This window comes from Bacillus alkalicellulosilyticus (assembly GCF_002019795.1).
In the GTDB taxonomy this organism is placed as follows: domain Bacteria; phylum Bacillota; class Bacilli; order Bacillales; family Bacillaceae_F; genus Bacillus_AO; species Bacillus_AO alkalicellulosilyticum.
In genome coordinates this window covers 3,538,989-3,564,355 of record NZ_KV917381.1, presented here as the reverse complement: position 1 = coordinate 3,564,355, position 25,367 = coordinate 3,538,989, and the positions used below count along the sequence as shown (strand labels likewise).

Annotated in this window: 28 protein-coding genes; 15 read left to right on the top strand and 13 right to left on the bottom strand. The window is 37.1% G+C overall.

Features of this window, described 5'->3' with window-relative positions:
• Positions 1-39: 39 nt before the first annotated feature.
• Positions 40-1,800, bottom strand: a complete 1,761-nt coding sequence (locus tag BK585_RS17935; protein ID WP_078555310.1) for a B12-binding domain-containing radical SAM protein — start codon at positions 1,798-1,800, stop codon at positions 40-42.
• A 174-nt stretch (positions 1,801-1,974) separates the two neighbouring features.
• Here BK585_RS17935 and BK585_RS17930 point away from each other — a divergent pair, with 174 nt between their 5' ends.
• On the top strand, positions 1,975-2,874 hold the full coding sequence (locus tag BK585_RS17930) for a fumarylacetoacetate hydrolase family protein (protein WP_078555309.1): 900 nt from the start codon (positions 1,975-1,977) through the stop codon (positions 2,872-2,874).
• A gap of 360 nt (positions 2,875-3,234) precedes the next feature.
• On the opposite strand, the gene BK585_RS17925 is transcribed toward BK585_RS17930, so the two are convergent.
• Both BK585_RS17925 and BK585_RS17920 read right to left on the bottom strand, forming a co-directional pair.
• Positions 3,235-3,921, bottom strand: coding sequence for a hypothetical protein (locus tag BK585_RS17925; protein WP_078555308.1), 687 nt, complete (start codon positions 3,919-3,921; stop codon positions 3,235-3,237).
• Between the two features lie 142 nt (positions 3,922-4,063).
• Positions 4,064-5,431 carry an MATE family efflux transporter gene (locus tag BK585_RS17920; RefSeq protein ID WP_078555307.1) on the bottom strand — a complete coding sequence of 456 codons (1,368 nt, stop codon included), beginning with the start codon at positions 5,429-5,431 and terminating at the stop codon, positions 4,064-4,066.
• A 163-nt stretch (positions 5,432-5,594) separates the two neighbouring features.
• Here BK585_RS17920 and BK585_RS17915 point away from each other — a divergent pair, with 163 nt between their 5' ends.
• The 3 genes from BK585_RS17915 (at position 5,595) to BK585_RS17905 (ending at position 8,050) form a co-directional block, all read left to right on the top strand.
• Complete coding sequence (locus BK585_RS17915) at positions 5,595-6,485, top strand: AraC family transcriptional regulator (protein WP_078555306.1); 891 nt, start codon at positions 5,595-5,597, stop codon at positions 6,483-6,485.
• Between the two features lie 67 nt (positions 6,486-6,552).
• Positions 6,553-7,653 carry an AI-2E family transporter gene (locus tag BK585_RS17910; RefSeq protein WP_170885640.1) on the top strand — a complete coding sequence of 367 codons (1,101 nt, stop codon included), beginning with the start codon at positions 6,553-6,555 and terminating at the stop codon, positions 7,651-7,653.
• 28 nt (positions 7,654-7,681) lie between these two features.
• Complete coding sequence (locus tag BK585_RS17905; protein ID WP_078555304.1) at positions 7,682-8,050, top strand: rhodanese-like domain-containing protein; 369 nt, start codon at positions 7,682-7,684, stop codon at positions 8,048-8,050.
• A gap of 208 nt (positions 8,051-8,258) precedes the next feature.
• On the opposite strand, the gene BK585_RS17900 is transcribed toward BK585_RS17905, so the two are convergent.
• On the bottom strand, positions 8,259-8,387 hold the full coding sequence (locus tag BK585_RS17900; RefSeq protein ID WP_078555303.1) for a DUF3941 domain-containing protein: 129 nt from the start codon (positions 8,385-8,387) through the stop codon (positions 8,259-8,261).
• A gap of 122 nt (positions 8,388-8,509) precedes the next feature.
• On the opposite strand from BK585_RS17900, the gene BK585_RS17895 reads away from it, so the two are divergent.
• The 3 genes from BK585_RS17895 to BK585_RS17885 all read left to right on the top strand — a co-directional run bounded on the left by BK585_RS17895 (position 8,510) and on the right by BK585_RS17885 (position 10,524).
• A complete protein-coding gene (locus BK585_RS17895) occupies positions 8,510-8,785 on the top strand; it encodes a hypothetical protein (protein WP_078555302.1) in 276 nt (91 codons plus the stop codon).
• A gap of 134 nt (positions 8,786-8,919) precedes the next feature.
• On the top strand, positions 8,920-9,684 hold the full coding sequence (yjfP, locus tag BK585_RS17890) for an esterase (protein WP_078555301.1): 765 nt from the start codon (positions 8,920-8,922) through the stop codon (positions 9,682-9,684).
• Positions 9,685-9,702: 18 nt separating this feature from the next.
• Entirely contained in the window at positions 9,703-10,524 is an 822-nt protein-coding gene (locus BK585_RS17885; RefSeq protein WP_078555300.1) for a YitT family protein, read from the top strand.
• Positions 10,525-10,642: 118 nt separating this feature from the next.
• Here the strand turns inward: BK585_RS17885 and BK585_RS24170 are convergent, their stop codons facing one another.
• From BK585_RS24170 to BK585_RS17875, 3 genes are all read right to left on the bottom strand, one after another.
• Positions 10,643-10,795: a hypothetical protein gene (locus tag BK585_RS24170; RefSeq protein WP_170885639.1), complete on the bottom strand. Its 153-nt coding sequence runs from the start codon at positions 10,793-10,795 to the stop codon at positions 10,643-10,645.
• A gap of 206 nt (positions 10,796-11,001) precedes the next feature.
• The gene (locus BK585_RS17880) at positions 11,002-13,995 is read right to left on the bottom strand and encodes a DEAD/DEAH box helicase (RefSeq protein WP_078555299.1); all 2,994 of its coding nucleotides are present in this window, start codon (positions 13,993-13,995) and stop codon (positions 11,002-11,004) included.
• Entirely contained in the window at positions 13,985-15,247 is a 1,263-nt protein-coding gene (locus tag BK585_RS17875) for a hypothetical protein (protein WP_078555298.1), read from the bottom strand. Before BK585_RS17875 ends, BK585_RS17880 begins: the two co-directional genes overlap by 11 nt.
• A gap of 220 nt (positions 15,248-15,467) precedes the next feature.
• On the opposite strand from BK585_RS17875, the gene BK585_RS17870 reads away from it, so the two are divergent.
• Complete coding sequence (locus BK585_RS17870) at positions 15,468-15,773, top strand: hypothetical protein (RefSeq protein WP_078555297.1); 306 nt, start codon at positions 15,468-15,470, stop codon at positions 15,771-15,773.
• A gap of 159 nt (positions 15,774-15,932) precedes the next feature.
• Here BK585_RS17870 and BK585_RS17865 read toward each other — a convergent pair whose 3' ends face one another.
• On the bottom strand, positions 15,933-16,238 hold the full coding sequence (locus BK585_RS17865) for an AzlD domain-containing protein (RefSeq protein ID WP_078555296.1): 306 nt from the start codon (positions 16,236-16,238) through the stop codon (positions 15,933-15,935).
• On the bottom strand, positions 16,231-16,935 hold the full coding sequence (locus BK585_RS17860; protein WP_078555295.1) for an AzlC family ABC transporter permease: 705 nt from the start codon (positions 16,933-16,935) through the stop codon (positions 16,231-16,233). The genes BK585_RS17865 and BK585_RS17860 overlap by 8 nt, the downstream gene beginning before the upstream one ends.
• A gap of 81 nt (positions 16,936-17,016) precedes the next feature.
• On the opposite strand from BK585_RS17860, the gene BK585_RS17855 reads away from it, so the two are divergent.
• Both BK585_RS17855 and BK585_RS17850 read left to right on the top strand, forming a co-directional pair.
• Positions 17,017-17,574 (top strand): helix-turn-helix domain-containing protein, encoded by a 558-nt coding sequence (locus BK585_RS17855; protein WP_078555294.1) that lies wholly within the window; start codon positions 17,017-17,019, stop codon positions 17,572-17,574.
• Positions 17,575-17,601: 27 nt separating this feature from the next.
• Positions 17,602-17,862 (top strand): DUF6154 family protein, encoded by a 261-nt coding sequence (locus BK585_RS17850; protein WP_078555293.1) that lies wholly within the window; start codon positions 17,602-17,604, stop codon positions 17,860-17,862.
• 71 nt (positions 17,863-17,933) lie between these two features.
• On the opposite strand, the gene BK585_RS17845 is transcribed toward BK585_RS17850, so the two are convergent.
• The 4 genes from BK585_RS17845 to BK585_RS17835 form a co-directional block, all read right to left on the bottom strand.
• Positions 17,934-18,533 carry a hypothetical protein gene (locus BK585_RS17845; protein WP_078555292.1) on the bottom strand — a complete coding sequence of 200 codons (600 nt, stop codon included), beginning with the start codon at positions 18,531-18,533 and terminating at the stop codon, positions 17,934-17,936.
• A 230-nt stretch (positions 18,534-18,763) separates the two neighbouring features.
• Positions 18,764-19,216, bottom strand: a complete 453-nt coding sequence (locus BK585_RS17840; RefSeq protein ID WP_078555291.1) for a GNAT family N-acetyltransferase — start codon at positions 19,214-19,216, stop codon at positions 18,764-18,766.
• Positions 19,217-19,467: 251 nt separating this feature from the next.
• Positions 19,468-19,620 (bottom strand): hypothetical protein, encoded by a 153-nt coding sequence (locus tag BK585_RS24165; protein WP_170885638.1) that lies wholly within the window; start codon positions 19,618-19,620, stop codon positions 19,468-19,470.
• Positions 19,621-19,691: 71 nt separating this feature from the next.
• Positions 19,692-20,504 (bottom strand): Cof-type HAD-IIB family hydrolase, encoded by an 813-nt coding sequence (locus tag BK585_RS17835; RefSeq protein ID WP_078555290.1) that lies wholly within the window; start codon positions 20,502-20,504, stop codon positions 19,692-19,694.
• Positions 20,505-20,700: 196 nt separating this feature from the next.
• Here BK585_RS17835 and ctaG point away from each other — a divergent pair, with 196 nt between their 5' ends.
• From ctaG to argJ, 5 genes are all read left to right on the top strand, one after another.
• Positions 20,701-21,648, top strand: coding sequence for a cytochrome c oxidase assembly factor CtaG (ctaG, locus tag BK585_RS17830; protein WP_078556891.1), 948 nt, complete (start codon positions 20,701-20,703; stop codon positions 21,646-21,648).
• 85 nt (positions 21,649-21,733) lie between these two features.
• A complete protein-coding gene (locus BK585_RS17825) occupies positions 21,734-22,327 on the top strand; it encodes an SCO family protein (protein ID WP_139367588.1) in 594 nt (197 codons plus the stop codon).
• 12 nt (positions 22,328-22,339) lie between these two features.
• Positions 22,340-22,846, top strand: a complete 507-nt coding sequence (locus tag BK585_RS17820) for a FixH family protein (protein ID WP_078555288.1) — start codon at positions 22,340-22,342, stop codon at positions 22,844-22,846.
• A 180-nt stretch (positions 22,847-23,026) separates the two neighbouring features.
• Entirely contained in the window at positions 23,027-24,064 is a 1,038-nt protein-coding gene (gene argC, locus BK585_RS17815; protein ID WP_078555287.1) for an N-acetyl-gamma-glutamyl-phosphate reductase, read from the top strand.
• A gap of 55 nt (positions 24,065-24,119) precedes the next feature.
• A complete protein-coding gene (argJ, locus tag BK585_RS17810) occupies positions 24,120-25,352 on the top strand; it encodes a bifunctional ornithine acetyltransferase/N-acetylglutamate synthase (RefSeq protein WP_078555286.1) in 1,233 nt (410 codons plus the stop codon).
• Positions 25,353-25,367: the final 15 nt, after the last annotated feature.

Below are 25,367 nucleotides of genomic sequence, written 5' to 3'. Positions count from 1 at the left end.
TTATCCTTTTGGCCTGCCCTCTAAGTCATTGTTATTTTTTCAGGAAGCAGTTGTACTTTGTTTTGCCTGAATGGCATATGGTTCAACGTAATTTTGTTTTGGTTCAAAGTAAAAGATAAGTAATGTATCTTGACGTTTTATTGTACCTGTTTGAATATAATGTAGAACATCAATCGCTACCGTTTCAATCATCGTGTGTTTGTGAAGTTCTTTTTCCGATAGCTCAAGGTTAGCAAACTTCGCATCGACTAGCTCAGGATTTAGGGCCAATTGCTTTAAATAGCTTGATTGCTCTTGTTTCGTCATTGTAAACGGCCACCATGTTTTTCTTGGTTTATGTTTATGATTCATAAAGAAATCATATTTCATCAGAGCCTCAATAATGTCCATATCTTTTACATGTTTTGATAGTAAAAATTTGTGAAGCCGTTGAAACAAGTCTTCAAGTTGATGTCCGATTTTTGCCCAGCCATTTTTGTCCCAATAATCTCCAAACTGTTGGAAGAAATCAAATGGTGAATCAAAACTATGCGTAACCAAGTATTCAACCGTTTGGTCTAACCTGTGAGCATTCCAATACTTCTCTAGCACATCTTCAACACGTTTAATTCGGACAATATCAGAAAACGGTAAAATGTTATTTCCTAAAATTTCATAAGGTGCATGATTCATATAAATATAGTCATGGTCAGTGGCGCGTAACCGTAAGCCTGTCCCACGTAACATTTTTAAGAAACCTAGTTGAAGCTCCTCTGGACGCATCGCAAAAACGTCATTAAACGTATTGCGAAAAGAATCGTAATTCTCTTCAGGTAGGCCAGCAATTAAATCAAGATGCTGGTCAATTTTCCCGCCTTCTTTCACCATCGTAACCGTACGTTTCAGCTTTTCAAAATTTTGTTTACGTTGGACTAACTCATTAGTAGCGTCATTGGTAGATTGAACCCCAATTTCAAAACGAAACACACCAGGAGGGGCTTCTTTGTTTAAGAACTCAAGTACCTCAGGTCGCATGATATCAGCCGTGATTTCAAACTGAAACACACAGCCTTGATGATTATCGATAAGGAAAGAAAACATGTCCATCGCATAATCTCGTTTTATATTAAACGTCCGGTCAACGAATTTGATTAGTTTCGCCCCTTTCTCGATTAAAAAGAGCAAATCAGCCTTTACTTTTTCAATGTCAAAATAACGGACACCGACTTCAATCGAAGATAAACAAAACTGGCAACTAAAAGGACAACCTCGACTTGTTTCAAAATACGTAACCCGTTTTGAAAGAGCTGAAAGGTCTTCGTCAAAACGGTAAGGAGAAGGGACATCCTCAAGCTTCAACTTAGGACGAGGAGGATTAACGATAATGTCATCCCCTTTACGGTAAGCAACACCAAATACCATATGATATTTATTTGTAGTCGACAGTTCTTCAAGTAAGTGCTTAAAGGTTTCTTCCCCTTCACCGACGACAATAAAATCAACTTCTGGAATCCGATTCATCCAGTACTCAACGTCATAATTGACTTCAGGACCCCCAAGAACGATTTTGACGTCTGGATTAATTTTTTTGATCATTTCAATCACTTTAATCGTTTCTTCTATATTCCAAATATAACAACTAAAACCGATGACATCAGGTTTTCTTGTAAATAAGTCAGATACGATGTTCATCACAGGGTCGTTAATGGTGTATTCAACCATAGTAATAGAAAAATCCGGTTCAGCATAAGCTTTCAAGTATCTCAATGCTAAACAAGTATGAATGTATTTTGCATTTAATGTAGTAACAACAATATTCATTCGCGTTCCCTCAATTCTAAAAAATCACTTGTACTATCATACCATATTAATTTCACCTACACTTAGTTTGGGAACGATTCCCTCACTCTAAACAGTGAAAGTCTACTCACTTCAGTATAATTTTAATATTAGCTATAATACAAGGTAAGTACATAATAGGAGGAGTGTGGAAATATGAGATTTGTTTCATTACAGCAAAATAATTGTTTTTCCATAGGTGTGGTCATAAACGAAGCCAACGAAATCGTGAATTTAAACGAAGCACAAACGATAATGAAAACGGAAAACCCTCTGCCGAATTCATTGATAGATTGTTTGGAAAGAGAAGACTTTCTGAAAGAAGTATCAAATTTATTGGAATGGATTGAAAAAAATCAATTGAAACAGTGTACATACCAATGGGACACAGTACAAGTAGTTGCACCTATTCCAAGACCAAGGAAAAATATATTTTGCGTCGGTAAAAATTATGCGGCCCATGCAATTGAGATGGGAAGTGCCGCAGATATACCAAGTAACCCGATGATATTTTCTAAAACTCCGACTACAGTTACAGGACCAAATGCTTTCATAGACAGTCATTCTGAGCTAACAAAAGAGCTTGATTATGAGGGGGAAATTGCCGTTATTATAGGAAAAACGGGGAAGAATATTCAAAAAGACGAGGTAGAAGATTATATCTTTGGTTATACGCTAGTCAATGATGTGACCGCTCGTGATCTTCAACGTAAACACAAGCAATTTCTTTTAGGGAAAAGCTTAGATACATCTTGTCCAATGGGTCCATGGATCACGCATAAAAGTGAAATCGAAAATCCTGATGAGTTATTTCTACAAACTAAGGTTAATGGTGAAATCCGTCAAGCTGCATCCACAAATCAGTTTATCTTTGATATTCCTACCATTATAGAAACGATTTCAAAAGGCACTACACTTGAGATAGGAGACATCATTGCGACGGGAACGCCAGCTGGTGTAGGGAGTGGATTCACCCCTCCCAAACACTTAAAACCAGGGGATGTTATTGAAATCTCAGTGAAAGAACTTGGAACATTACGTAACACGGTTAGGTAAAAGGGAAGACAACTGCTCCGGACATCAGGTGCATTGTCCGTTCAACCATAGTTAATGGCTGACCAATAAAAAAAGCGACTGCTATTATCTCTTTTCTATAAGAAGTCTATTGCTTTGAGGGTGGGATAAAAGGTCAACGAAGCCACTGAAAAAGTTAAAAACTTAACTTTTTCAGTGCCTTTAATTATGGTGGTGGCAATGGCTCCAAATCGTTGTCCGCCTGATACAAGAAGGGCACTCGTATCAGGCTTTTAAAATATTCAACGGTTACGCACATTGCTAAGAGGGCACTGAAAAAGTTAAAAACTTAACTTTTTCAGTGCCCTCAGGTCAACAACCTTTTGTCCCACCCTCTAGATTTTACTTGAACTCAATCGTTTCAACCATTGCCATGAGGCGGTGGTAGTATTCTCCTTCTCTTGGTGTTTGCAGAGTTAAAATGATTGGATGTTTTTTGCTTGTAATTAAAATGTAATTGACAACGACATCACCGGAGTACGCTTTATACCAAACGGCACCTTCTAAGAAGGGGGTAGGGTGAAATGTATCGTTTATGAATGCGTCTTTATCTACGGCAAGTGCTGTCTCTTTAATCGTATTTTTTAACGTTTCAATATTTCCGCCTTCAGCGACTTCAATTCGAGCAAACATATCATCATTTGGTCCAATGATAACATCTTTGTTGGGTTCTTCCGCCACTAAGTCATATCCTTCAAGAACATATAATGAATACGTATTATTGTCATTTTGACGAAGGAAGCCAGATTCCTCGTGAAGTTCACCTTCAATGTCAAAAGTTATTACTTGGTCTATCAGTCGGGTAACTTCGTTCTCTCCTTCAACAATCGTAGGAGCTTCTTCTGGTTTCTCCGTCTCTTCATTGGTAGGTTGTTCTTCTATAACCTCTTCTTCGGCTTGTGTTGGCTCGTTTCCTGTTGTTTGCTCATACGGAGAATCATCTGCCGTTCCACAACCAGTCAGTGCGAATGTTGCGATTGTTGCTAAAGCTACAGTTTGTAAGGTGCGTTTAATTTTTAACTTTTTCATTTTTAATAACCCCTTTTACTCTCTACTATTTTTATTTTCACCCTATTAGTCGATGTTCGAAAAAAAAGGTTACAGGGAAACTTTAAAAAAGAAAAACTCGCTACGAGACAAGACTCTAGTAGCGAGTTCAATTAAACTATTCTTACGAGGCTGCCTCATCAGAACGAACAAACGACATTTTTTGCCACTTTTTACTTCTCCAACGAAGAAGCATAATGACACCACGTACCCATTCATCAACGATAAACGCAATCCAAACTCCAATTAATCCAAGTTCAAAATGAATACCGAAAATATAAGCAACTGGAACGCCAACTCCCCACATAATCAAGATTCCCATATATACTGGGAACTTAACATCACCAGCTGCACGTAATGAGTTAATAATAATCACATTAAAGGCACGCCCAGGTTCTAAAATAATTGTAAGAAGCATCAGAATTCCACCGAGAGCGATAATCTCTAGGTTATCTGTGAAAATGCCTAGAAGTTGGTCTTTAAACAAAGCGAACACTCCGGCAGTTAATGCGGAAACTGTAAACGCAATATAAAGACTTCGTAAACAACGATGATAGGCCTCTTTTATTTTATTTGCTCCAATTTGATGCCCGATGATAATTTGATTACTTTGACTAAGGGCAAATGCGAAAAGACTGACAAAAAACGTTAAGTTTTGTGCATAGACTTTTGTTGTAAGGGCCTCTGTCCCAAGCATCGCGACAAAAAAGGTAATCATTAGCTGTGCTGTGTTATAAGATAAGTGCTCACCTGCAGAAGGGATACCTATTTTTAATAAATTGCCCAATTCTCTTTTAGGATGATGCTTTAAATATGAGAATGGTAAATTTCCATTTACGCGCTTATAAAGTAAAATCATGAGCAAAATAAGTCCGAGTATACGACTCACAGCGGTGGCAATGGCTACACCTGTAACTCCGAGAACTGGAATTCCAAATGGTCCAAATAGGAATAAATAGTTTCCAACCACATTGATAATATTCATTCCAATAGTGACATACATTGCATCTTTTGTGAAACCATGACTTCGGATAATGGCACCTGCTGTCATTAAGACAGCTTGAGTAAAGGAGGTTCCCCCTACAATAATAAGGTATATCATCGCCATATCCATAAGTTCAACAGGGATTTGCATTAAGTTTAAAATCGTCGTACTACCAAGAGCAATAATTAGCCCGAGTACTAACGAGAACGCGAGATTAGCCACTAAAGAAACGACAGCTATTTTAGCCGCATCCTCTTCTCGGCCCGCTCCCATGTACTGTGCAATTAATACACTTGTACCAGTGGCAATAAAGCCAAACATAACGATAATCAATGATAATATCTGAGTGGCCACTCCAACAGCGGCAACACCGTCATCGGAATATTGACTTAGCATTAATGTATCTGCGCTTCCCATTAACATATGAAGAGAAATTTCTATAAATATTGGCCATGTAAGGGCAAATAATGATAAATTTTTAACGTTTTTTTTATTTTCAGGTTTCATAAGAACCCACCTAACCTAGTCTAACGCTACTGATTTGTAAAAACTCTTCCAGTACGTTGTATTTTCAAAAGTAATATTAGTATATAAGGATTATGATATAATAGATAGATAAAAACACGATTTACCTTTAACAAATCCGACTTATTTTAGTGAAGTTTTGGAGGTGAAAATTCTGAGTATTTTATCATTTCATTGTCCGCCATATCCTACTTTTATAAAAGCGGGAGTAGCTTTATTTGACAAGGGAGACAAGCATTTTTATCGTTCGAGTTTTTCAGTTTTCGACTTAATTATTGTCAAGTCAGGAACCTTGTATATGCATGAAAACGGTTACGAGTATGAGATAAATCCTAACCAATATTTACTACTGGCCCCTGGTCATTCACATGGAGGAAGTCTGGCTTGTAAGGAGAAAACCGTTTATGAGTGGGTCCACTTTTCGTTACCAGGAGGATATACTTTAAAGGAAAAAGAAGATATTGACTGGTCAAAAATCGTCAAGAAAGAAGGAACGTATACAAGACCAGCTTCTTTTGAATTTCAAATTCCAAGATACTCGACACTGCGAACGCCGGAGCCTTTTTTTCGTGAGCTAGATGAGTTAATTGCTCTTTCAGAGGAGAAAAATCCAGCTACGATGCTAAAACAACAAATGGTTTTTAGTGAATGCATGAGATTATTACAAATAGAAGCGGTGACGATTCCAACGAGTGCTGAACAAGTGACTAATAGCTTACTTTCCTATATTCACGCTTATTATCAACAGCAGATTAAAATCAGCGATATTGCCAAAGAACTGTTATTTCATCCAGATTATTTGACGAGGTGTATGCAAAAAACGATGGGGATTACTCCAGTGAACTATTTAAATCAATATCGTATGATACAAGCTAAACGGTTATTAGCAACCTCTAATAAGAAGGTAAATGCAATCGGAAAAGAAGTTGGTATCCAAGATGAAACTTATTTTTCAAGACTGTTTAAACAATATGAAGGCATTTCTCCTACTGAATATAGAAGGGGTATGTCTGACCGTAAACAAAAAAGTGAATAAATCTATTAAGAATATAGGTAAAACATGGTATAATGACTACGTGTAAATACATATGAGGGGTGAGGAAGTGCCTCAAGGGAAATATTTTCGAATAGGCTATGCCTTAATTATCATCTTACTTATTATCTATTTAGCGACACTTGTGGATTTTATCTTTCTGCCACTTGTCGTCTTAATTCAAACTTTGTTTGCGCCAGTATTATTAGCAGGTGTCTTGTATTATTTGTTTCGGCCATTTGTTAATTTATTATCTAGAAAAATGCCTAAAGTTTATGCAATAATCATTTTGTATTTAACTGTAGCTGCAGTGATGACAGCTTTATTTTTAGTAATTGGACCGGAGCTACAGAAACAGTTAAATAGTTTTGTCAAAAACATACCTGAGCTTATGAACGATGTCAGACTTATAATTATAAATCTTCAAGAAAACGAGTATTTTGCCCGTTTTCAATTAAATGAAAACTTCTCTTTTGAACAGATAAGTGCTGAGTTAACCTCATTCTTGAATAATTTCTTATCTACGATTGGTACTAATTTAGCTTCATTTATTGGATTTATCACGAATGCCGTGCTTATTGTGGTCATTATCCCATTTATCCTCTTTTATATGTTGAAAGAAGGGGAGAAGGCTCCAGCCTTTCTTTTGCGTTTTTTACCACATAAACAACAAAGAGATGCACAAAGTATATTAGGGGATATGGATAAAGCCCTTAGTTCATACATACAAGGGCAAATAATTGTTAGCTTTTGTGTAGGGGTGCTAGCGTATATTGGTTTTTTAATAATCGGACTGGAGTATCCGTTGGTATTAGCATTAGTAGCTATGTTTACAAATGTTATTCCATTCATTGGACCTTGGATTGGGACAGTGCCTGCAGTTATTGTTGGGGTTCTTCACTCCCCATTAATGGCGCTAGCTGTGATTATAGTTGTTGTTATTGTCCAGCAAGTGGAAAGTAATTTAATCTCACCACAAGTAATGGGTAGAAAGTTGGCTATTCATCCGTTGACCATCATTCTTCTCATTTTAGCGGCAGGGCGCTTTGCTGGGTTATTAGGTTTAATTTTAGCGGTACCGACCTATGCTGTTCTTAAAGTAGTTGTTAGTCATTCCTATCGTTTATGGAAGCTTAGAAATCAGGCAAAAATAGAAGAAAGTTCGAAGTAAGACGATACTTACAAAGAGGTGACTTAGATTGAGTTATGAAGTTGATGGAATTCCACAAATAGATTTTAAACAGTTAGAAGAGTTAGTAAAGGATAATAAGACAAATAAAATTATTATTGATGTTCGTGAGCCAGATGAGTATGAAGAAGCGCATATTCCTAATGTGCCCCTTTTATCAATGCGTAATTTTCCAATGGTCATTGAAGAGTTGGATAAAGAAAAAGAGTATGTGTTTGTTTGTCGTAGTGGGGGACGAAGTCAAAATGTGGCATTGTTCTGTAAGGAAAACGGTCTACAACATGTAACAAATTACTCGGGTGGCATGCTTTCTTGGCAAGGGGAAACGAAATCAGGATTAGAGAAAGTGATTACGGATGTAAAAGAGTTATATAAGTAAAAAAGTCGACTGTTCTTTTAGGACAGTCGACTTTTTTCAAAGTATAAAGTTTAAGAAAGTTCAGAGATGTCTTGTAGGATAACTCAGGGAAGGGCAAGGGCTTCGCACATTGCGCGTGTTTTACAAGGAAGGCACTTGTAAAACACTTTAAAAAGAAGGCAGTGGCTACGCTCCTTGCTTCAAAAAAAGGACGACTTTGTCGCTTTTTTTATAAGTGGTCGGTTTTTTTAGAGTATTGGTGTTTCCCTTGTTCAGCATTTTTCTCGCGAAGTATATTTTTTTCATGATTTTTTGCATTGTTGTCTTTTTTCTTCTTGTCGTCATCTTTTGTGACCATTGTGAAATCCTCCTTCTCATTCTAGTCGTGAATAGGGTGTTCAGTTTTGGTAAAAATCATGCAGGTTTTAGGAAGAGTGGACAAGGGTATAGTTTCATAAGACCAATCCTAGGAGGGGTACTATGAAGAAAAGAACAAAATCAACCATAACAGCAGGAATTGTTGGGACTGTCAGCTATGTATTATTACATCAAGAGAACAGACGTAAAATAAAAGAAATGGGTAGCCAATTGATATCAAAAATAAAAGGGAACAGAAAGAAGAAAATTCCTAAAAAAGTAGGGCACCCTAGCCCATATGATACACATGACAACACGATGGTAAGCGAAGGTTCTCTCTATGCTATAAAAAAATACAATGAACAACAACAGAACAAAAACGGAAAAGTTCTTTCGTAACGTAAATGAAGTAGGTGGACAAAAGGGTAAAAAAACCTTTTGTCCACCTACTTTTTTGAGTGTTAATACTTTTCTACTAAAGTATTATACTGTTATAATTTTCCTAAATGAGTATGAGATAGAGGTGAGTGGATATGATAACCATTAAACAAGAATCAATGGCGGATGTACCTGTTTTACATGTAGTAAGGCAAGAGCATGACAATAAACCATTACCGGTCGTTATTTTTTTCCATGGATTCAAAAGCGCCAAAGAGCATAACTTACATTATGGATATTTATTGGCTGAAAAAGGATTTAGAGTTATCCTCCCTGATGTGAATTATCATGGTCAACGTGATAAAAATATTACAGCAAAAGAAAGAGAGTTGTTATTTTGGGACTTTGTTTTGGAAGCCATACATGAAGTCGAAGACATCAAACAGAACCTCGAGCAACGTCAACTTATTAAAGACCAATCGATAGGGCTAGCAGGGACTTCAATGGGTGCGATTATTACATATGGAGCTTTACGAAGATATCCTTGGATTAAGACTGCTGTTTCATTAATGGGATCTCCTTATTATCATCATTTTGCAAAAGCACAAGTAGCTGAGTTGAAAAAGAAAGGGTATACCTTTAACGAAGAGGAAATTGAATATAAAATTTCACTTTTAAGAGAGTATGATGTCACGAGCGATGTAACGGTATTACAGGAACGACCTCTTTTAATTTGGCATGGAGAGAAGGATCATGTTGTACCTTATCAATATTCGGTCAATATGTACCAACAGCTTTTACCTTTGTATGCAAACGCTAAGGAAAAGTTAGTGTTTATATCGGACCCTCATCGTGACCATAAAGTATCACGAGCAGGGGTCATAGCAACAGTAGAGTGGTTTGAAAAGAATTTATACTAAAGAATGGATGAGTAACGAATGGAAGTTGCAAAAAAATTAGTTGTCATCATTTTTGGAGCCGTTTTGATTGCGATTGCATTAAATGTCTTTTTAATTCCAGCTAATATTTTTGCTAGTGGCTTTACAGGAACAGCGCAATTATTAGCATACGTTTTACCGGTTTCAACTGGTATTTTATTATTTCTCTTAAACATTCCTGTCGCAATTATAGGGTGGTTAAAAATAGGAAAAGCATTCACGGTGTATAGTTTTGTTAACGTTATTTTTACGATGTTCTTTTTAGAGATTATTCCAATTATCGAAATTTCGAGCGATATCCTCCTAAACGCTGTGTTTGGTGGAGTAATCCTTGCATTTGGTGCGGGGATTACATTAAAATACGGTGCTTCCTCGGGAGGACTGGATATAATTGCGCTTATTCTTTCTAGAATGAGTGACCGTCCTGTCGGAGTTTATTTTTTCGTTTTAAATGCGATTATTGTTGTAACATCTGGTCTTCTTTTTGATTGGGAGAAGGCGTTATATACTTTAGTGACTCTTTACGTTTCTTCTCGATTGATTGATGCCATTCATACGAGACACGTTAAATTAACGGCGATGATCATTACAAAAAAGCCAGATGAACTTAGAAAAGCGATTCATGAGCGAATTACTCGAGGCATTACGAGAATCCCTGCAAAGGGTGGATATTCTGAGGAAGAGAAAGAAATGTTAGTCACTGTTATTACTAGATATGAGTTGTATGATTTAAAACAAGTCATTCATTCAGTTGACCCGCAGGCGTTTACAAATATAGTGGAAACAGCAGGAGTGTTTGGATTATTTAGAAAAGACGGGTAATGTAAAGAGTCCGGGACAAAAGGTAAAAAACAACCTATTGTCTCGGACTCTTTGTTACAGAATAAGTAAGTATAAAAATTTTAGTTCCAATTAGTCTAAGACGGCTTTGCCGTTTTCCTTATTGTTTTTTTGTAATCGCTGTTGAAATGGCTTGGGTAAAAGCATTCCACTGCTCGTCGAGTTCTTCATGAGGTTTAGGTATAGCCTTTGTATCAGGAAGCTTTCCTTGTAGATGCCAATATTTCTGACTTTGTGGCGGCATTGAAGCCATTAGAATTCCTCCTTATTGGAGGGCACTGAAAAAGTTAGGTTTTTTAGCTTTTTCAGTGCCCTCTTAGCAATGTGCGTAAACCGTTGAATTTTTTTTTTAGTCTGCTACGAGTGGGCTTTTCGAAGCAGACGGGCAACGAGTGAAGCCATTGCTACCATAATTAAAGGCATTGAAAAAGTTGGTTTGTACTTTTTCAGTGGCTTCCTTTATTGCCGCAGCATTAATAGTTCTTTTAACTCATCAATAGAGAGTTCAGACAACTGTTTTTCGCCAACGGTTAGGACATCCTCTGCAAGTTTTTGCTTCGTTTGAAGCATTCTATTGATTCGTTCTTCTAACGTTCCTTTGGTGATAAATTTATGAACCGTTACATCTTCTGTTTGACCAATACGATATGCTCTATCGGTAGCTTGGTTTTCGACAGCGGGATTCCACCACCGGTCATAATGAATAACATGAGTGGCGGCTGTTAAATTTAAACCGACTCCTCCAGCCTTTAAAGAAAGAATAAAGATTTTTGTATCGTCATCCTCTTTAAAGGTTTGGATAAGTTGTTCTCTTTTACTGCGTTGCAATCCCCCGTGTAAAAATGGAATCTCTTGATTATATTTTTGTGAGAGAGCTTGTTGAATTAAATCTCCCATTTCTTTGAATTGACTAAAAATGAGAAGCTTTTCATCTCTATCTGTAATTTGCTCAACAAGAGTCATTAACAAATCCCACTTTTCAGAACGATTATCAAGAGGCTCTTTTTCTTTTAACAATTGAGCGGGATGGTTACAAATCTGTTTCAGCTTGGTTAGACTACTTAAAATGAGAGCTCTACGCTCCATTTCCGTTCCTGTTTCAATCGTTGTAAACAACTCGTTTACTATGGCTTGATATAAGCTAGCTTGTTCTAAGGTTAACCCAACTTCATATGTCAGTTCATTCTTTTCAGGTAATTGAAGCTTTAGTGATTCATCCGACTTTTTCCGTCTAAGGATAAAAGGAGTAATCAGTTGCTGAAGCTGTTGCAACCGTTCGCCGTTACTTTGTTGTCCTTCAATTTCTTTACTAAACGTTGTAGTAAAGTGCTGGAAGCTACCTAAATATCCATCATTCAATAAATCAATAATCGACCATAGTTCTTTTAAGCGATTTTCAATTGGAGTACCGGTTAAAGCAATTCGGTGCGTAGCATAGATTCTTTTAATCGCTTTTCTCTGTTTTGTTTCAATGTTTTTAATATGCTGGGCCTCATCAAGAATAAGTCCATTCCATGTAAACTCGGTTAGAAAGTCAATATCACGAAAAGCAATCGCGTACGACGTAATAATGACATGAAACTGAGAACGGTCTTGTAAAAATTCGGTTTCATTTAATCGGCTTGTGCCATGATGAACATACACTTTTAAGTCAGGAGCAAATTGAGCAATTTCTTTTTCCCAGTTCCCAATTAAAGAAGTGGGGCATACGAGCAAGAATGGTTCTTGACTTCCTAATGTAGGTTGCTCGTAGATAGAAAGAATATAGGCAATCGTTTGAATCGATTTACCTAATCCCATATCGTCGGCAAGACAAGCACCAAACCCTACTTTTCTCATTTGCAATAGCCACGACATTCCTTTTTGTTGGTATGGCCTTAATTCTCCGATAAGACCGCTTGGCACGGGTAGAAGTTCCGTTTGCTTCTGCTGGATATTATCAATAAGCTCCTGAATTTTTTCGTCCCATTCAATATCAAAATGAATGTCTAAATCATCGTCTTGCATTTGAAGCGCATGAATGGAAGAATAGGATGACTTTTTTTGTTTTTCAATTTGTTTTTTTAAACGATTGGCTTGTTTTGGGTCCCAAAACATCCATTTTCCTTGAATTTGCACAAAGGATTCTTTCTCGTTCACTAGTGACATAAATTCTTGTTCTGATATTTCTAATCCGTCAATGATAACTTGGTAGTTAAAATTTGCGATTCCTTCCCAATTCAGTAGAGGTTCAAATCCAGACGTGTTGCCTCGTTCAAAGGTTTCCATATTAAGTTGAACAGCAATTTTTTGCTGCTTTCGTTTCCACCATTGAGGAACAGCAACTGTAAAACCTAGGGATTGTAATTCATCATAATCCTCTGTTAAAAACTGATAAATCTCATCCTTGGATGCTTCTATTTTTGGATTCGTCATAGAGAGGGATGAGAGAATCGGAATTTTACTTTTGGCTTGTTGTAAGTCTTGTTTCAGTTGAGGGATTGGATTTGCCCTCCATGGGTGTTGCCCATTTTGTAATTCAGTAATCGTAACAACGATAGAAGGATTCTTTTTATCTTGAACGAATAACGAAATCATCCAAGGTTCACTTTCTAGTTTCGGTTCATCAATGGCGATCCCAGTGCGAAATGGTGAAGCTGTTATCGCACCGAGTTGTTCCTGCAAAAATTTATCATCTAAGTCGGTTACTTTCGTTTTTGATTGTGATTGTAATGCGTTTAGATGAGTAAGTAGTACTTCAGATTTTCCGTTTTTCATATTTGAAAATGCTTCGTGACTGTCTTCATCTTCAGACAGAAGTGTGCGAAGATAAGAATCACATAGCGTATTAACCAACTCAAGTAAGTTGAAATGGTCTGAGCTCGAATGCCGTTGTGCATACATACTTGACTTAGATAGCGAGACCATTGAAGGTGGGATAACAGCATCCCATTCAGCAGGATCGAAACTTGTTAACGTCCAAGAACCGTTTCCTGAAGGTAGAAAATTTTTGTTAGCGATTTCGTTACGTATCCTTTCTAATAAGGCAATTGAATACGCTAAATCATCAGCTATCACTAAATCCCCACTTGAAGTCCATGATATTATCGTGTCAATGTGAGTCGTTAGTTCATCTATTGGAATACAGATTCCTTCAATCGGAAACTTAAATTCCGTATCCTCGCTTTTGGCTTGATAGACAATCGCTTCGCCTACAAGTGAATAAAATTGTCTTTCAATCACAGGAACCGTAATTATGGCTTTTTCTGTTGGGATGAATGACCCATAAAAAGAAGCAGGGTCATTTCGGAATAAGGCTAGTTTTAGCTCAAATGGAGAAAACAGAAATGGATATTGGAAATTAACGAACTCTTTATATTTTTTATGTTGTTTTTGTTCGGCCCAAATAAATAAGTTGTGTTCAATCCAACCGCCGTGAACAATGATTTTATTCGGATTGTAGCTATAATTCAAGGGACTTCATCTCCTGTATTAATGCTCGGTACGTGCGATAGTGTTGTTTTAATTTTTGAATGTACGAAGAAAACTCACTTTGCTTGTCTAGCTTTTTATACAATCGTTGCAGTTTCCCAATAAAGACCACTGCTTCTTCATAATGCTGTCTCGTCTTTTTTTCAACCAAACGAATGACAAATTGATGATAAATCGCAATTAGCTTTTCAGGTTGTTCTTTGTTTATTAGAGATAGTAAATTTACTTTTTCTTCCGCTAATTGAAGAGGGTTTTTCTCAACTAGTAAGAAAAATGAGACTGCTTCTGTAATTCTTTTTTCTTCGTTTAAAATCTGTAAGTACAGTCGTTCTATCGCAGGATTAAACAAATCACCATGCAGGATTGAGAGAATATGAGAGATGTCACTTTCCGCAATCTGATATTTCTGTTTGTTGGCCAAGTAAGATTTGAAAGACGGTGTCTTGAGCCATTTCTCCCATATAACGAAATGGTCTTTTGGCTTCTCATTCAAATGTAAAACCATTTGGTCATAAATGCGTTCAACGATGGGGTCATTTTTCCAGTTTGACTTAAAATAACTTAACCAGCTCTTAAGCATATCCCATTCTTCTCTTTCTTGTAATAACGAAAAATGGTCGTATAAATCACTTGCAGATATTATTTTCTTATGAGGACGTAAATACGAAATCGATAAAGACCCATCCTCACAGTATAGAGCCAGAAGGCTAGTTATTATCGCTAATCTAACGTGATGTGGATTAGCGTGTTGCTTTTCGACAAAGAGAGCTAAGTAGTTTTGTAACTGTTGTTTCGATTGTTCTTTTGATATCCAGTACCTAAATATACGATCCCATGGAGCAGATTCGGTCGAAAGAAATTCAAAGTAAAAATATAATATATCTTCAGTAATCACATGATGGTATTCATTGCTACTCTGCATCCCTATCTCAGCGAATAGTTCACGATTTTCATCAATAATCGTTGTAAAGAAATGTACAAAACGTTGTTCAAATGGTCGATATGTAGAAAATTTCATTGATAAAGAAAGGATGCCGTTAATGGTTAAGAGGAGCGCAGCTATTTTTTCATGGTTTTCTAATTCAAGTCTATCTAGCTTTAACAATACGGCTCCAGCAATGGAATTACGATCAATTTCAGTTAAATAATTTTGGTTCGTTAATTCTTTATATAATGCAATTATCGTTGTTTCTATTTCATTGTAATTTGGTTGTGAAAGATACTGATTCGACATGCATAAACACCACGATTCGAAATTAGTCTATCCTATCATTGTAACTCTGTCTGACACATAATAAAAGCAGAATGGTAAAAAAACGAAGTAAAAACATAAATCTTTCCAGTATCTTAAAAAAATATAGGTTTTATATAAAAGTTTTGAAAATATGCAGGATTTTCCTAATAGAGCAAGAATCAAATCATATACAAAATAAAATAAATAGGATGGTGATAAGATGCTAACGATTAGTAAGAAGCTTCACATTGAACAATTTCTTTCTTCTTTCACACAGTTTGCCAACTTCGATTCGCCGCAAAATAAATATTATTTTGTATTTGAAGACAGGGATAGAGGCGGACAAATGACGTTAATGAATACGTTTGGAGTTTGGTCTATTCATGGAAAAGGTGAAAACTATTCTGACTTAAACGAAACGTTGCTTAAGGAAGAAGAAGTAATCACTTTGGTATGGAAGCACCGTGGTGCTGTAAACCGTGCCATAAAAAGTATTCAAGATCATAAAGAACTAGTACTAAAATAAATAGAGGCCAGGACAAAATAAGCTATCGTCTGCAATGGCTTCACTCGCCACAAAGCCCGTTGTGAGAAACCCACTCACAACGGGCTTTAAGCGATAGTGGCGGTTTCGCTCATTGCTTAGAGGTTGGGACAAAAGGAAAAAAACCTTTTGTCCCAACCTTTATATAAAATAGGAATATATTGTTAAGATAACAATACTGCTAATCACAACTACTATTAGATTAGCGCCAAGATAAGAGACAATGATTGCTGTGATTCCGCCAATGATTCCGTACCACAACGACTCGTTTACAAATAAGATACCAGGAAAGATAAGAGCCCCCAATGCTGCGTAGGGTACATTTCGCAAAATCGCTTGTAAGATGGGGGGGATACGGTTGGCATCTAAGAAAACTAACGGCAACATCCGAGGAATATATGTAACAACAGCCATTCCTATAATTATCCAAATTAGTGAGTTAGTCATGATCTCGTCCCTTTCCAGCGATTACTTCTACACCCACGGCAGACACTAGAGTGGCACAAATAATTGACCAACCGTTTGGCATAAATAGTGAAAATAATAAATTTAACATTGCCGCAATAATAGCAAGGGATAGTACTTTTCGGTGTCTCTTTAAAGAAGGCATCAGCAAGGCGATAAACATCGCATATAAAGCGATGGCCATGCTTTCTTGCAGAACATTTGGTAAAATGGAGCCAGCGGCATAGCCCAAACCAGAGTTAATGACCCAGCTTCCATAAGAGATCGCGGCAACTCCAATGACAAATGAACTTGTTACTTTTCCTTGCTGGGTTGCGGTGACAGCAAATACCTCATCTGTAATGCCAAACGCCATTGTAGCTTTTTTAAGAGGATGTGTTCTTTCAATTTTTTCACTCACGGATGCACTCATTAATAAATGACGAATGTTCACAATAAACGTGGTAAATATGATTTCAAAGGCTCCGGTTCCTAGAGCGATTAAGGTGAGTGCCATATATTGTGCTGCACCAGCAAAGACAAAGGTACTCATCGCGAGTGTCTCGTAAAAAGTGAGCCCTGTACTTTTGGCCAATAATCCAAAGGTGAGTGCAGCAGGAGTATAACCAATGGCAATACCAATTCCTGCTAGCAAACCTTTTGTTATTTGTAGTCGTTCAGATAAAGTGATGGTAGCCATTAAGAATTTCCTTTCTTACTGTATGCTATAATGTAAATATTGTATGATATCACGTACATATCAGCAAGGAGAAATGTGTGAATGGACAAGATAAATTTAAATAAAATCATCGGGAAGCGATTGCGTGTTATCCGAACTGAGCGTCAGATAAGCTTAGACAAGTTAGCAGAAATGACAGGGGTAAGTAAACCGATGCTTGGTCAAATTGAAAGGGGAGAATCTAATCCCACAGTAGGTACGCTATGGAAAATTGCAAATGGATTGCAAGTTCCTTTTACGACTTTTATTGAAGAGGAGACTCCGAGGGTAAAGCTTGTTCGACGTGACCACATTGAACCGTTACGTGAAGAAAGTGGACAATTTCATGTAACGCCTCTTTTTCCAAAAGAAACAGGAAAGCCATTTGAATGTTTTTCAGTTACCTTAAATAAAGGATGTCATTATCAATCTGAGGCACATGCTTCCGGTGTTGAAGAATATGTTTTTGTAGAAAAAGGAACATTAACATTAACCGTCGCTAATCACATGCACCATCTTCATGTTGGAGATGCGATTCAATTTGCAGCTCATTTTGAACATACGTATAGGAATGAAACAAATGAGGACTGTATTGTGACAATGATGATTTTTTACCGGTAATGAATTCTTTGACTTGAGGTGGTATATATGAAGTTTGCGGAAGAACTATATCGTCTATATGAAAATGATATCCAAGGAAATGAGGATGCTTTACTCGTTGTTTCGGCGATCTTAGAAGATTATGAGCGTAGTGATATTCTCGCTGAAATTAAAGGAATGAGTGATGATGAAGTGATGGAGATGTTCATGCTATATATTTATGAAAAGCTACGCTTATACATTGCTGATAGTGACAGTGGTCGAGACATCGCTTTCGAAAGAGAACATGTAAAACGCCTTTTCCACTAAACATATGAACCCGAAAAAATGGCAAGCACATAGTAAGGTGCTTGCTAAAAAATGTGGAGTTGTCGAGGGTGTTATAAAAATTGAGCAACTTCCTTGCGCCGGTTCACTAATTTCTTTAATCTCTTTTTGTGAGAACGAACCCGTTGTTCATCTTCAGCAACTATCGCTTCGTGAAGTTCCATCAATTCATAATCTATTTCTAGGTTTGTCATATGAAAAATAGTCTGCGGTTCCAGGTTATGGTCATACTCTCTGTACTCGATAATTGAACCGTTCTTATTCATAATGATTTTATCACTCCCATCGATTTCAATAATAGATTGAATGTCCCCCGTTTTATATGAGGTGATATAGAGGGGACCGCCAGTGGACTTCTTGACAACACCATTTCCACTAAATTCAGAAATAATGACCTCGAGAGCCTCCACAATGATTTCATCGTTCACTGTTAACTGGTCGACATGTAGAGTAAGAAAATCTTCGTTACGTACGAACGGTATTTCGCATAAAGCATTTTCGTTGTCAATGATTAGAAAGATGGTGTCATTTTCATAGCGCCAGTAGAGCGAAAAATTTTCGTCCATTAGTTTCCTTATAAATTCATGGAGTGCATCTTTTGTTAGTTTAATATAAAGACTACTGAATTCTGCTTCATAGAAATGTTTAGGCATGTTCGTACACACTCCCTTTACCCAAGTGATGTTAGCAATTGTGTAAAATTGGTTGATATTATCCTATGCGATAATCCTAAAAAAAGAAGTGCATCCGCTGAGAAAAACACGATAATTTTGAAAAGATAGGAAAAAGTGTAGGAGATGTACTACCAAGCAATTCAACTTAGATTGGACAATCCCACTTTTAAGCTCAGAACACAAAAAAAGGACGACTGCCTCGTCATCCTTTAAAACCGAAACCCATATCGTTTTGAAATGATGTCATAAAACCCCAATGAATTGTAAAGAGCTTTGGTTGCCTCGTTATTCATACCTGTTTCAAGTTCAATTCCTTTAATTTCTTTATTTTCTGCCCAATAAATAAGACTCAGTAATATTTTCTTAGCGATTCCCTGATTTCGATGTTCCTTATGCACATATAGGTCATTTAACCACAAATAGTGTCCGCCCTTTGTGATACTCACACCAATGTTAAAAAAGGCAGCACCAAGCAATTGGCCTTCCTTTTCCGCAACAAAAATATGGGCTGTTGAATTAGGGTGTAGAGTTAAATGAATAGCATGTATCAACCTTTCATAAGCATCGTCTTTCCCCAATGACTCCATTTGTCCCATTAATAAATCAGCAATCCTTGTTCGAAGTGATTGGTCTGAATCTTTAGGAACTTCATAAATTTTCATCCCAATTCCCCCTCTTCCCAACATCTATATTCAATTGTCTGTATATCATGACTACTTCAATCAAACATACAAAAAGCTGGGACATAAAGTAATCACCTTTTGTCCCAGCCTTTCTCTCGGTTATTCGATGAAGGGGCACTGGCTTCGCTCGCTACAAGTCAAACAAAAGAACCTCACTTTTGTTTGACTTTGAAAATAAGGTAGCGGCTTCGCACAGTGCTTCATGAAAAGACGGCTTTGCCGGTCTTTTCTTATAGATTTGATTCTTCGTTATAAAATTTATCGGGGTCAATTCGTTTTTCTGTCGCTTCTGCCATCGAGCGAACTTGCTTGTTTTCATTATGAGGTTGAACGGCGTCTTTACCTTCTTGGATGTTGCGTTTTGAACGAGATTTTTTAGACAATGTAAAACACTCCTTTGTTATTGACTGTGTTCTACCTTAGATTTTCCTTATTTCAACATGTCTATGTAAAGTTACCTGATTCCTAATACTTCCTCTAAATAAATGGCGATCCCATCTTCTTCATTGCTTAGCGTAATCTCGTTTGCCACCGTTTTAAGTTCTGAAATCGCATTTTCCATCGCAATTCCTCTACCTGCATATTCCAACATTTCTAAATCGTTATCTTCATCTCCAAAAGCAATAATTCGTTGCTGTGGAATATCAAAATATTCGCTAATTCGTTGTAAGCCAATCGCTTTATTCATCCCGGCTTTAATAATTTCAATTACATTCCACGGCGCACCCCATACACGTTGGTCAATAACCTCAGCGTGAGCATCTTTTAACAAGTCACGAAGTTCATGAACATGATGGTCTTGAGGGTGAACAAGAATAGATGTTGGATCATCTTTCAACAGCGACTGTAAATTACCATGCTCTACAGGGGACCTACCCATCATGATCGTATCAATAATCACTTTATCGTTATAACGCAAGTAAAAATCGTCAATAATTTCAACAATGATGTTTTGAACTTGAAAAGCTTCACATGTTTCTATAATTAATTTTGCTGTATGTACATCTAAAGGGGTATGGTAGGAACCGAAACTTTTTTCAGTGGGGTGATGAACAAAAGCCCCATTGAAGTTTACAATCGGAGTATTTAACTGAAGCTCCCGATAATATTCCACACTCGCACGATAAGGTCTCCCAGTGGCAATCACTACAATATGACCTTGTTCTCTTGCTTTTGCGATGGTACGTTTCGAACGTGGCGAGATTTTTTTTTCATCTGTTAATAAAGTACCGTCTAAATCTAAGGCAATTAAATGTCGATTGTCCATAAAAACTCCTTTTTTCTAGTAATTGTTAATAAAAAGGTAACAAAAATGACAAGGATAACGGTCTGAGAAAAAGAAAAAATGTGCTATAGTATCAATTGGAGACTTTTCGAAAAACACATTTCTTCTTATTATAATGCAAATTATGGATAAGAATGTAAAGTTTGAGTTAACGATTTTTAAAATAGGAGGAAAAACAATGGTTGAACAATTATTTTCAAACTTTGGTTTCCGGGCCTTATGGACACCAGAGCTTATCATCATATTAGGTATTGTTGCATTCCTATATATACGTTTAATAGAAAAGTGGAGAATGAAGTTTGCCGATTCAGAGCCAGCGAAGAGAAGTCAAAAGGTTTATTTCTTTCTTGGGTTAGTGGCGCTTTACTTAGGATGGGGTAGTCCATTTTATATCGCAGGCCATTTAATGTTAACCTTTCATATGGTTCAAATGGTATTCGCTTATATTGTCGCCGTTCCTTTATTTATTCTTGGAACGCCAAAATGGTTCTTTGCAGCGATTGTTAGAAAGCTTCAATCCACAGGAATTGCGAATATAGGGAAATTTGTGTTTAACCCATTAGTGGCTGTTCTTTTATTTAATGGAATGTTTTCGATTTATCATCTTCCTATTGTATTTGATACACTAATGCAAAATGTAGCTCTTCATAGTTTATATGAGTACATTCTTTTCTTTGGAGCATTTATGATGTGGTGGTTTATGCTTGCGCCACTTCCACAAGTGGGCCAATTAACGGATTTACGTAGAATGCTTTATATATTTGTAAACGGAATGCTATTGACTCCAGCATGTGCATTGATTATCTTTTCAGGTTCAGCGGTTTACTCTGTTTATACGGACCCCACCATTTGGGCTACAGTGATGTCATATTGTTTACCTGCAGGGACAGATATCCCTTATAATTTGATTGGTGGGACAAGTGGTTTTTCTCCACTTTCAGCAGCACATGACCAACAACTTGGCGGCGTCCTTATGAAAGTGATGCAGGAACTAATCTACGGGGCAACAATAGCTTATGTGTTTAAGCAATGGATTTCAAAAGAAAAACAATCAGACGGGTTATCATTAAGTGACTTACCGGAATCAATGCTAGACCGAAAAGAAGAAGGTCTAATGAAAAGATAGATATTCCGAGGGCACTGAGAAAGTTCGGTTTTTTTAACTTTTACAGTGCCTTCGATATTCAAAGGAAACGATAAAGGAGTTAACAATGAATATAAAAATCAGCATTCTATTTATACTACTTTTATTCATTACTTCGGGTTGTGGGTGGCTGTATACAAGTCATGAAAGTGGAGCAGATTTATCAAAGGCAGACCTTTATGTAGAACCGTTCGCTTTTACCACTCAAGATGAAGAAGAAACTAGTACAGAGCAGTTACAAGGGCAGGTATGGATTGCGAATATGATTTTTACGAGATGCCCAAGTGTTTGTACGATTATGACGCCTAATATGAAAAATCTACAAGATGCATTGATAGAACAAGATATAAATGCTCGACTCATTTCTTTTACTGTAGACCCAAGTTTTGATATTCCTGATAGACTGAAGAGTTATGGAGAAAATGTTGGTGCCGACTTTTCAAAATGGACATTTGCTACAGGATATACTGATGAGGATATTACTAGCTTTGCAGCAGATTCTTTTTTAACACTTGTCCAGGATATTAAAGATAGCAATGATATGATTCACGGAACAAGTTTTTATTTGATTGATAAGGATGGAAAGATTGTCCGAAAATTCGACGGACTTGATCCCGATATCGCACCAATCGTAAAACAAGCAAAAAAATTAGTGAAATAAGGAGTATCTCAATTGAAAAAACTTAGTCTTTTTATGGTAGTTCCGTTATTATTCTCAACAGGATGTCAGCAAGAAGAGCAGGTTGCTGTTTGTCAGGACCCTCTTATTCCGATTGAAGTAGATTTTCAAATCACTCCTGAAAACATAGAACCAGCAAGTGAAGTTCTTTTTGAAGCTGTGGTCACTCATGATAATCTTCCTATTGAAAATGCCCAGCAGGTTGACTTTGAAATTTGGGAACATAATAACTCAGACTACCATCATAATGTGGAAGCAACCGAAATAGGGGAAGGAAGATATACGATACCATGGACCTTTGATTCAGAGGGTGTATATTATGCATATTATCATGTGACTGCATGCGAAATGCATCGTATGGAAAAAGAGATGCTAATCGTAGGACAACCTGATGTAGATTCGATACTAGAACATCCAGATCAAGTCCAAGGAATTATGAATCATGAACACGATGAACACGAGGAACACCATGAAGAACAAGAAGATGAGCATCATCATTAAAATCAGGGATTTATCCCTGATTTTTTTTGTTTTTTACCTTGACTATTTTCTCGAAATCAACTCCAAAACCTAAAATGAAGAAAATTAAAATAAAAAATAAAAATACAGTTGCATTTATTTTTATTCATCCCTTATAATAAGACTCAACATTAAAATGTATCGGGTAATGGAGGAGAACAGATGAAAACAGCAATTATAGGTGCAACAGGGTATGGTGGAGCTGAATTAATCCGCTTATTACACAATCATCCAGAGGTTGAAGTAAGTTCAGTACATTCTTCTTCTCAGCAGGGTGTTAGGATGGATGAAAGCTATCCTCATATGCAAGATACATGTAATCTGACGCTTGAAGAAATTGATCCAGAACTTATAAAAAAGAAAGCAGATGTTGTCTTTTTGTCAACTCCGCCTGGAATTTCGAATAAAGTAACACCAGGGCTAGTAGATGTGGGTTTAAAAGTCATTGATTTGTCTGGTGATTTACGAATCAAAGACAGAAAAGTGTATGAGCAATGGTACGGAATTGAAGCGGCAAGTGATGAGATTATCCAACAAGCCGTTTACGGTTTAACGGAGTGGGCGAAGGATGATGTAGCAGGCGCTTCATTAATATCTAATCCAGGGTGTTACCCAACAGCTACCTTATTAGGACTACTTCCATTGGCAAAATCACAACTTATTCGACCAGATTCAATTATTATAGATGCGAAATCTGGAGTATCTGGAGCAGGAAGGTCAGCATCAGCTGGTACTCATTTTCCAGAGATGAATGATAATTTTAAAATTTACAAAGTCAATGAACATAAACATATTCCGGAAATTGAACAAGGTTTACATGGAGTCGATAGCCGTATTGAGACGGTTACATTTAGTACGCATCTTGTTCCAATGACAAGAGGAATTATGGCAACGATTTATGCTCAAGCTACAAAAGAGGTAACCGAATCGATGTTACGTGAGCTTTATCAAACAACATATGAAAACAATCCTTTCGTGCGAATTCGTCCTGAGGGCCAATACCCAAGTACAAGGGAAGTAAACGGAACGAATTTCTGTGACATTGGTGTAACGTACGACCAAAGGACTGGAAGAATTACGGTCGTTTCAGTGATTGACAACTTAGTTAAAGGAGCTGCCGGTCAGGCCGTTCAAAATTTAAATATTATGCTAGGACTAGATGAAAAAACAGGTCTTAACCTGATCTCTCTTTATCCGTAAAAATGAATTAGGCACCAACCAAGTGTGGGTTGAATAAAATTAGAGGTGAAATTACATGCATTCAGTAAGTCATAAAAATGAAGTGATACCTGTTGAGGGTGGAAGTATTATTACTCCAAAGGGATTTTCAGCAACAGGAGTTTATACAGGGGTTAAAAGAAAACGACTTGATTTAGGAGCGATTCTATGTGAGGTTCCTTCAAGTAGCGCAGCTGTATATACATTAAATAAAGTGCAAGCAGCCCCTTTAAAGGTCACTCAAGAAAGCATTGCCAAGGAAGGAAAGCTAAAGGCTGTTATCGTCAACAGTGGGAATGCAAATGCATGTACAGGAAAACGAGGACTCGCGGACGCATATGAAATGCGTAGAATTGGCTCAGAAGTCTTTTCAGTTCCAGAACATCAAGTGGCTGTTACGTCAACAGGTGTGATTGGTGAGTTTTTAGCGATGGATAAAATTTCTGCAGGCATTAAAAGCTTACAACCGGAATCATCGATGTCTGGAGCAATAGATTTTAGTGAAGCTATTTTAACAACTGATACAGTAAAAAAACATGCTTGCTTTAAAACAACAATTGATAATGTTGAAGTTACATTCGGTGGTGTAGCAAAAGGTTCTGGTATGATTCACCCGAACATGGCAACAATGCTTGGCTTTGTCACAACAGATGCCAACATTGAATCAGCATCATTGCAAAAAGCATTAAGCTTCATTACAAATAAGACATTTAACCGCATTACAGTAGACGGAGATACATCGACAAATGATATGGTCGTTGTTCTTGCAAGTGGATTAGCGGGTAATGACACTCTTACTGAAGAGCATCCAGAATGGCCATTATTTTTAAGTGGCTTGGAAAAAACGTGTGAGGCATTAGCGAAGAAAATTGCACGTGATGGAGAAGGCGCAACAAAGCTTATTGAAGTGACGGTAAATGGCGCCATTTCAGATGAAGAAGCTGGAAAGGTAGCCAAAAGCATTGTAGGTTCTGATTTAGTGAAATCAGCTATATATGGAACCGATGCAAACTGGGGACGAATCATTTGTGCAGTAGGCTATAGTGGTGCTGACATTAATCCAGAAACAATTGATATTGCTCTTGGACCAGTTCAAACCTTAAAAGAGAGTCAACCACTTCCTTTTTCAGAAGAAGAAGCAAAAGCGTATTTACAAAATGAAAATATAGAGATTATCGTCGACCTTCATGTGGGAGATGGCTATGGGAAAGCCTGGGGTTGCGATTTAACGTATGATTATGTCCGAATCAATGCGGGTTACCGTACGTAACAAAGTTTGAATTAG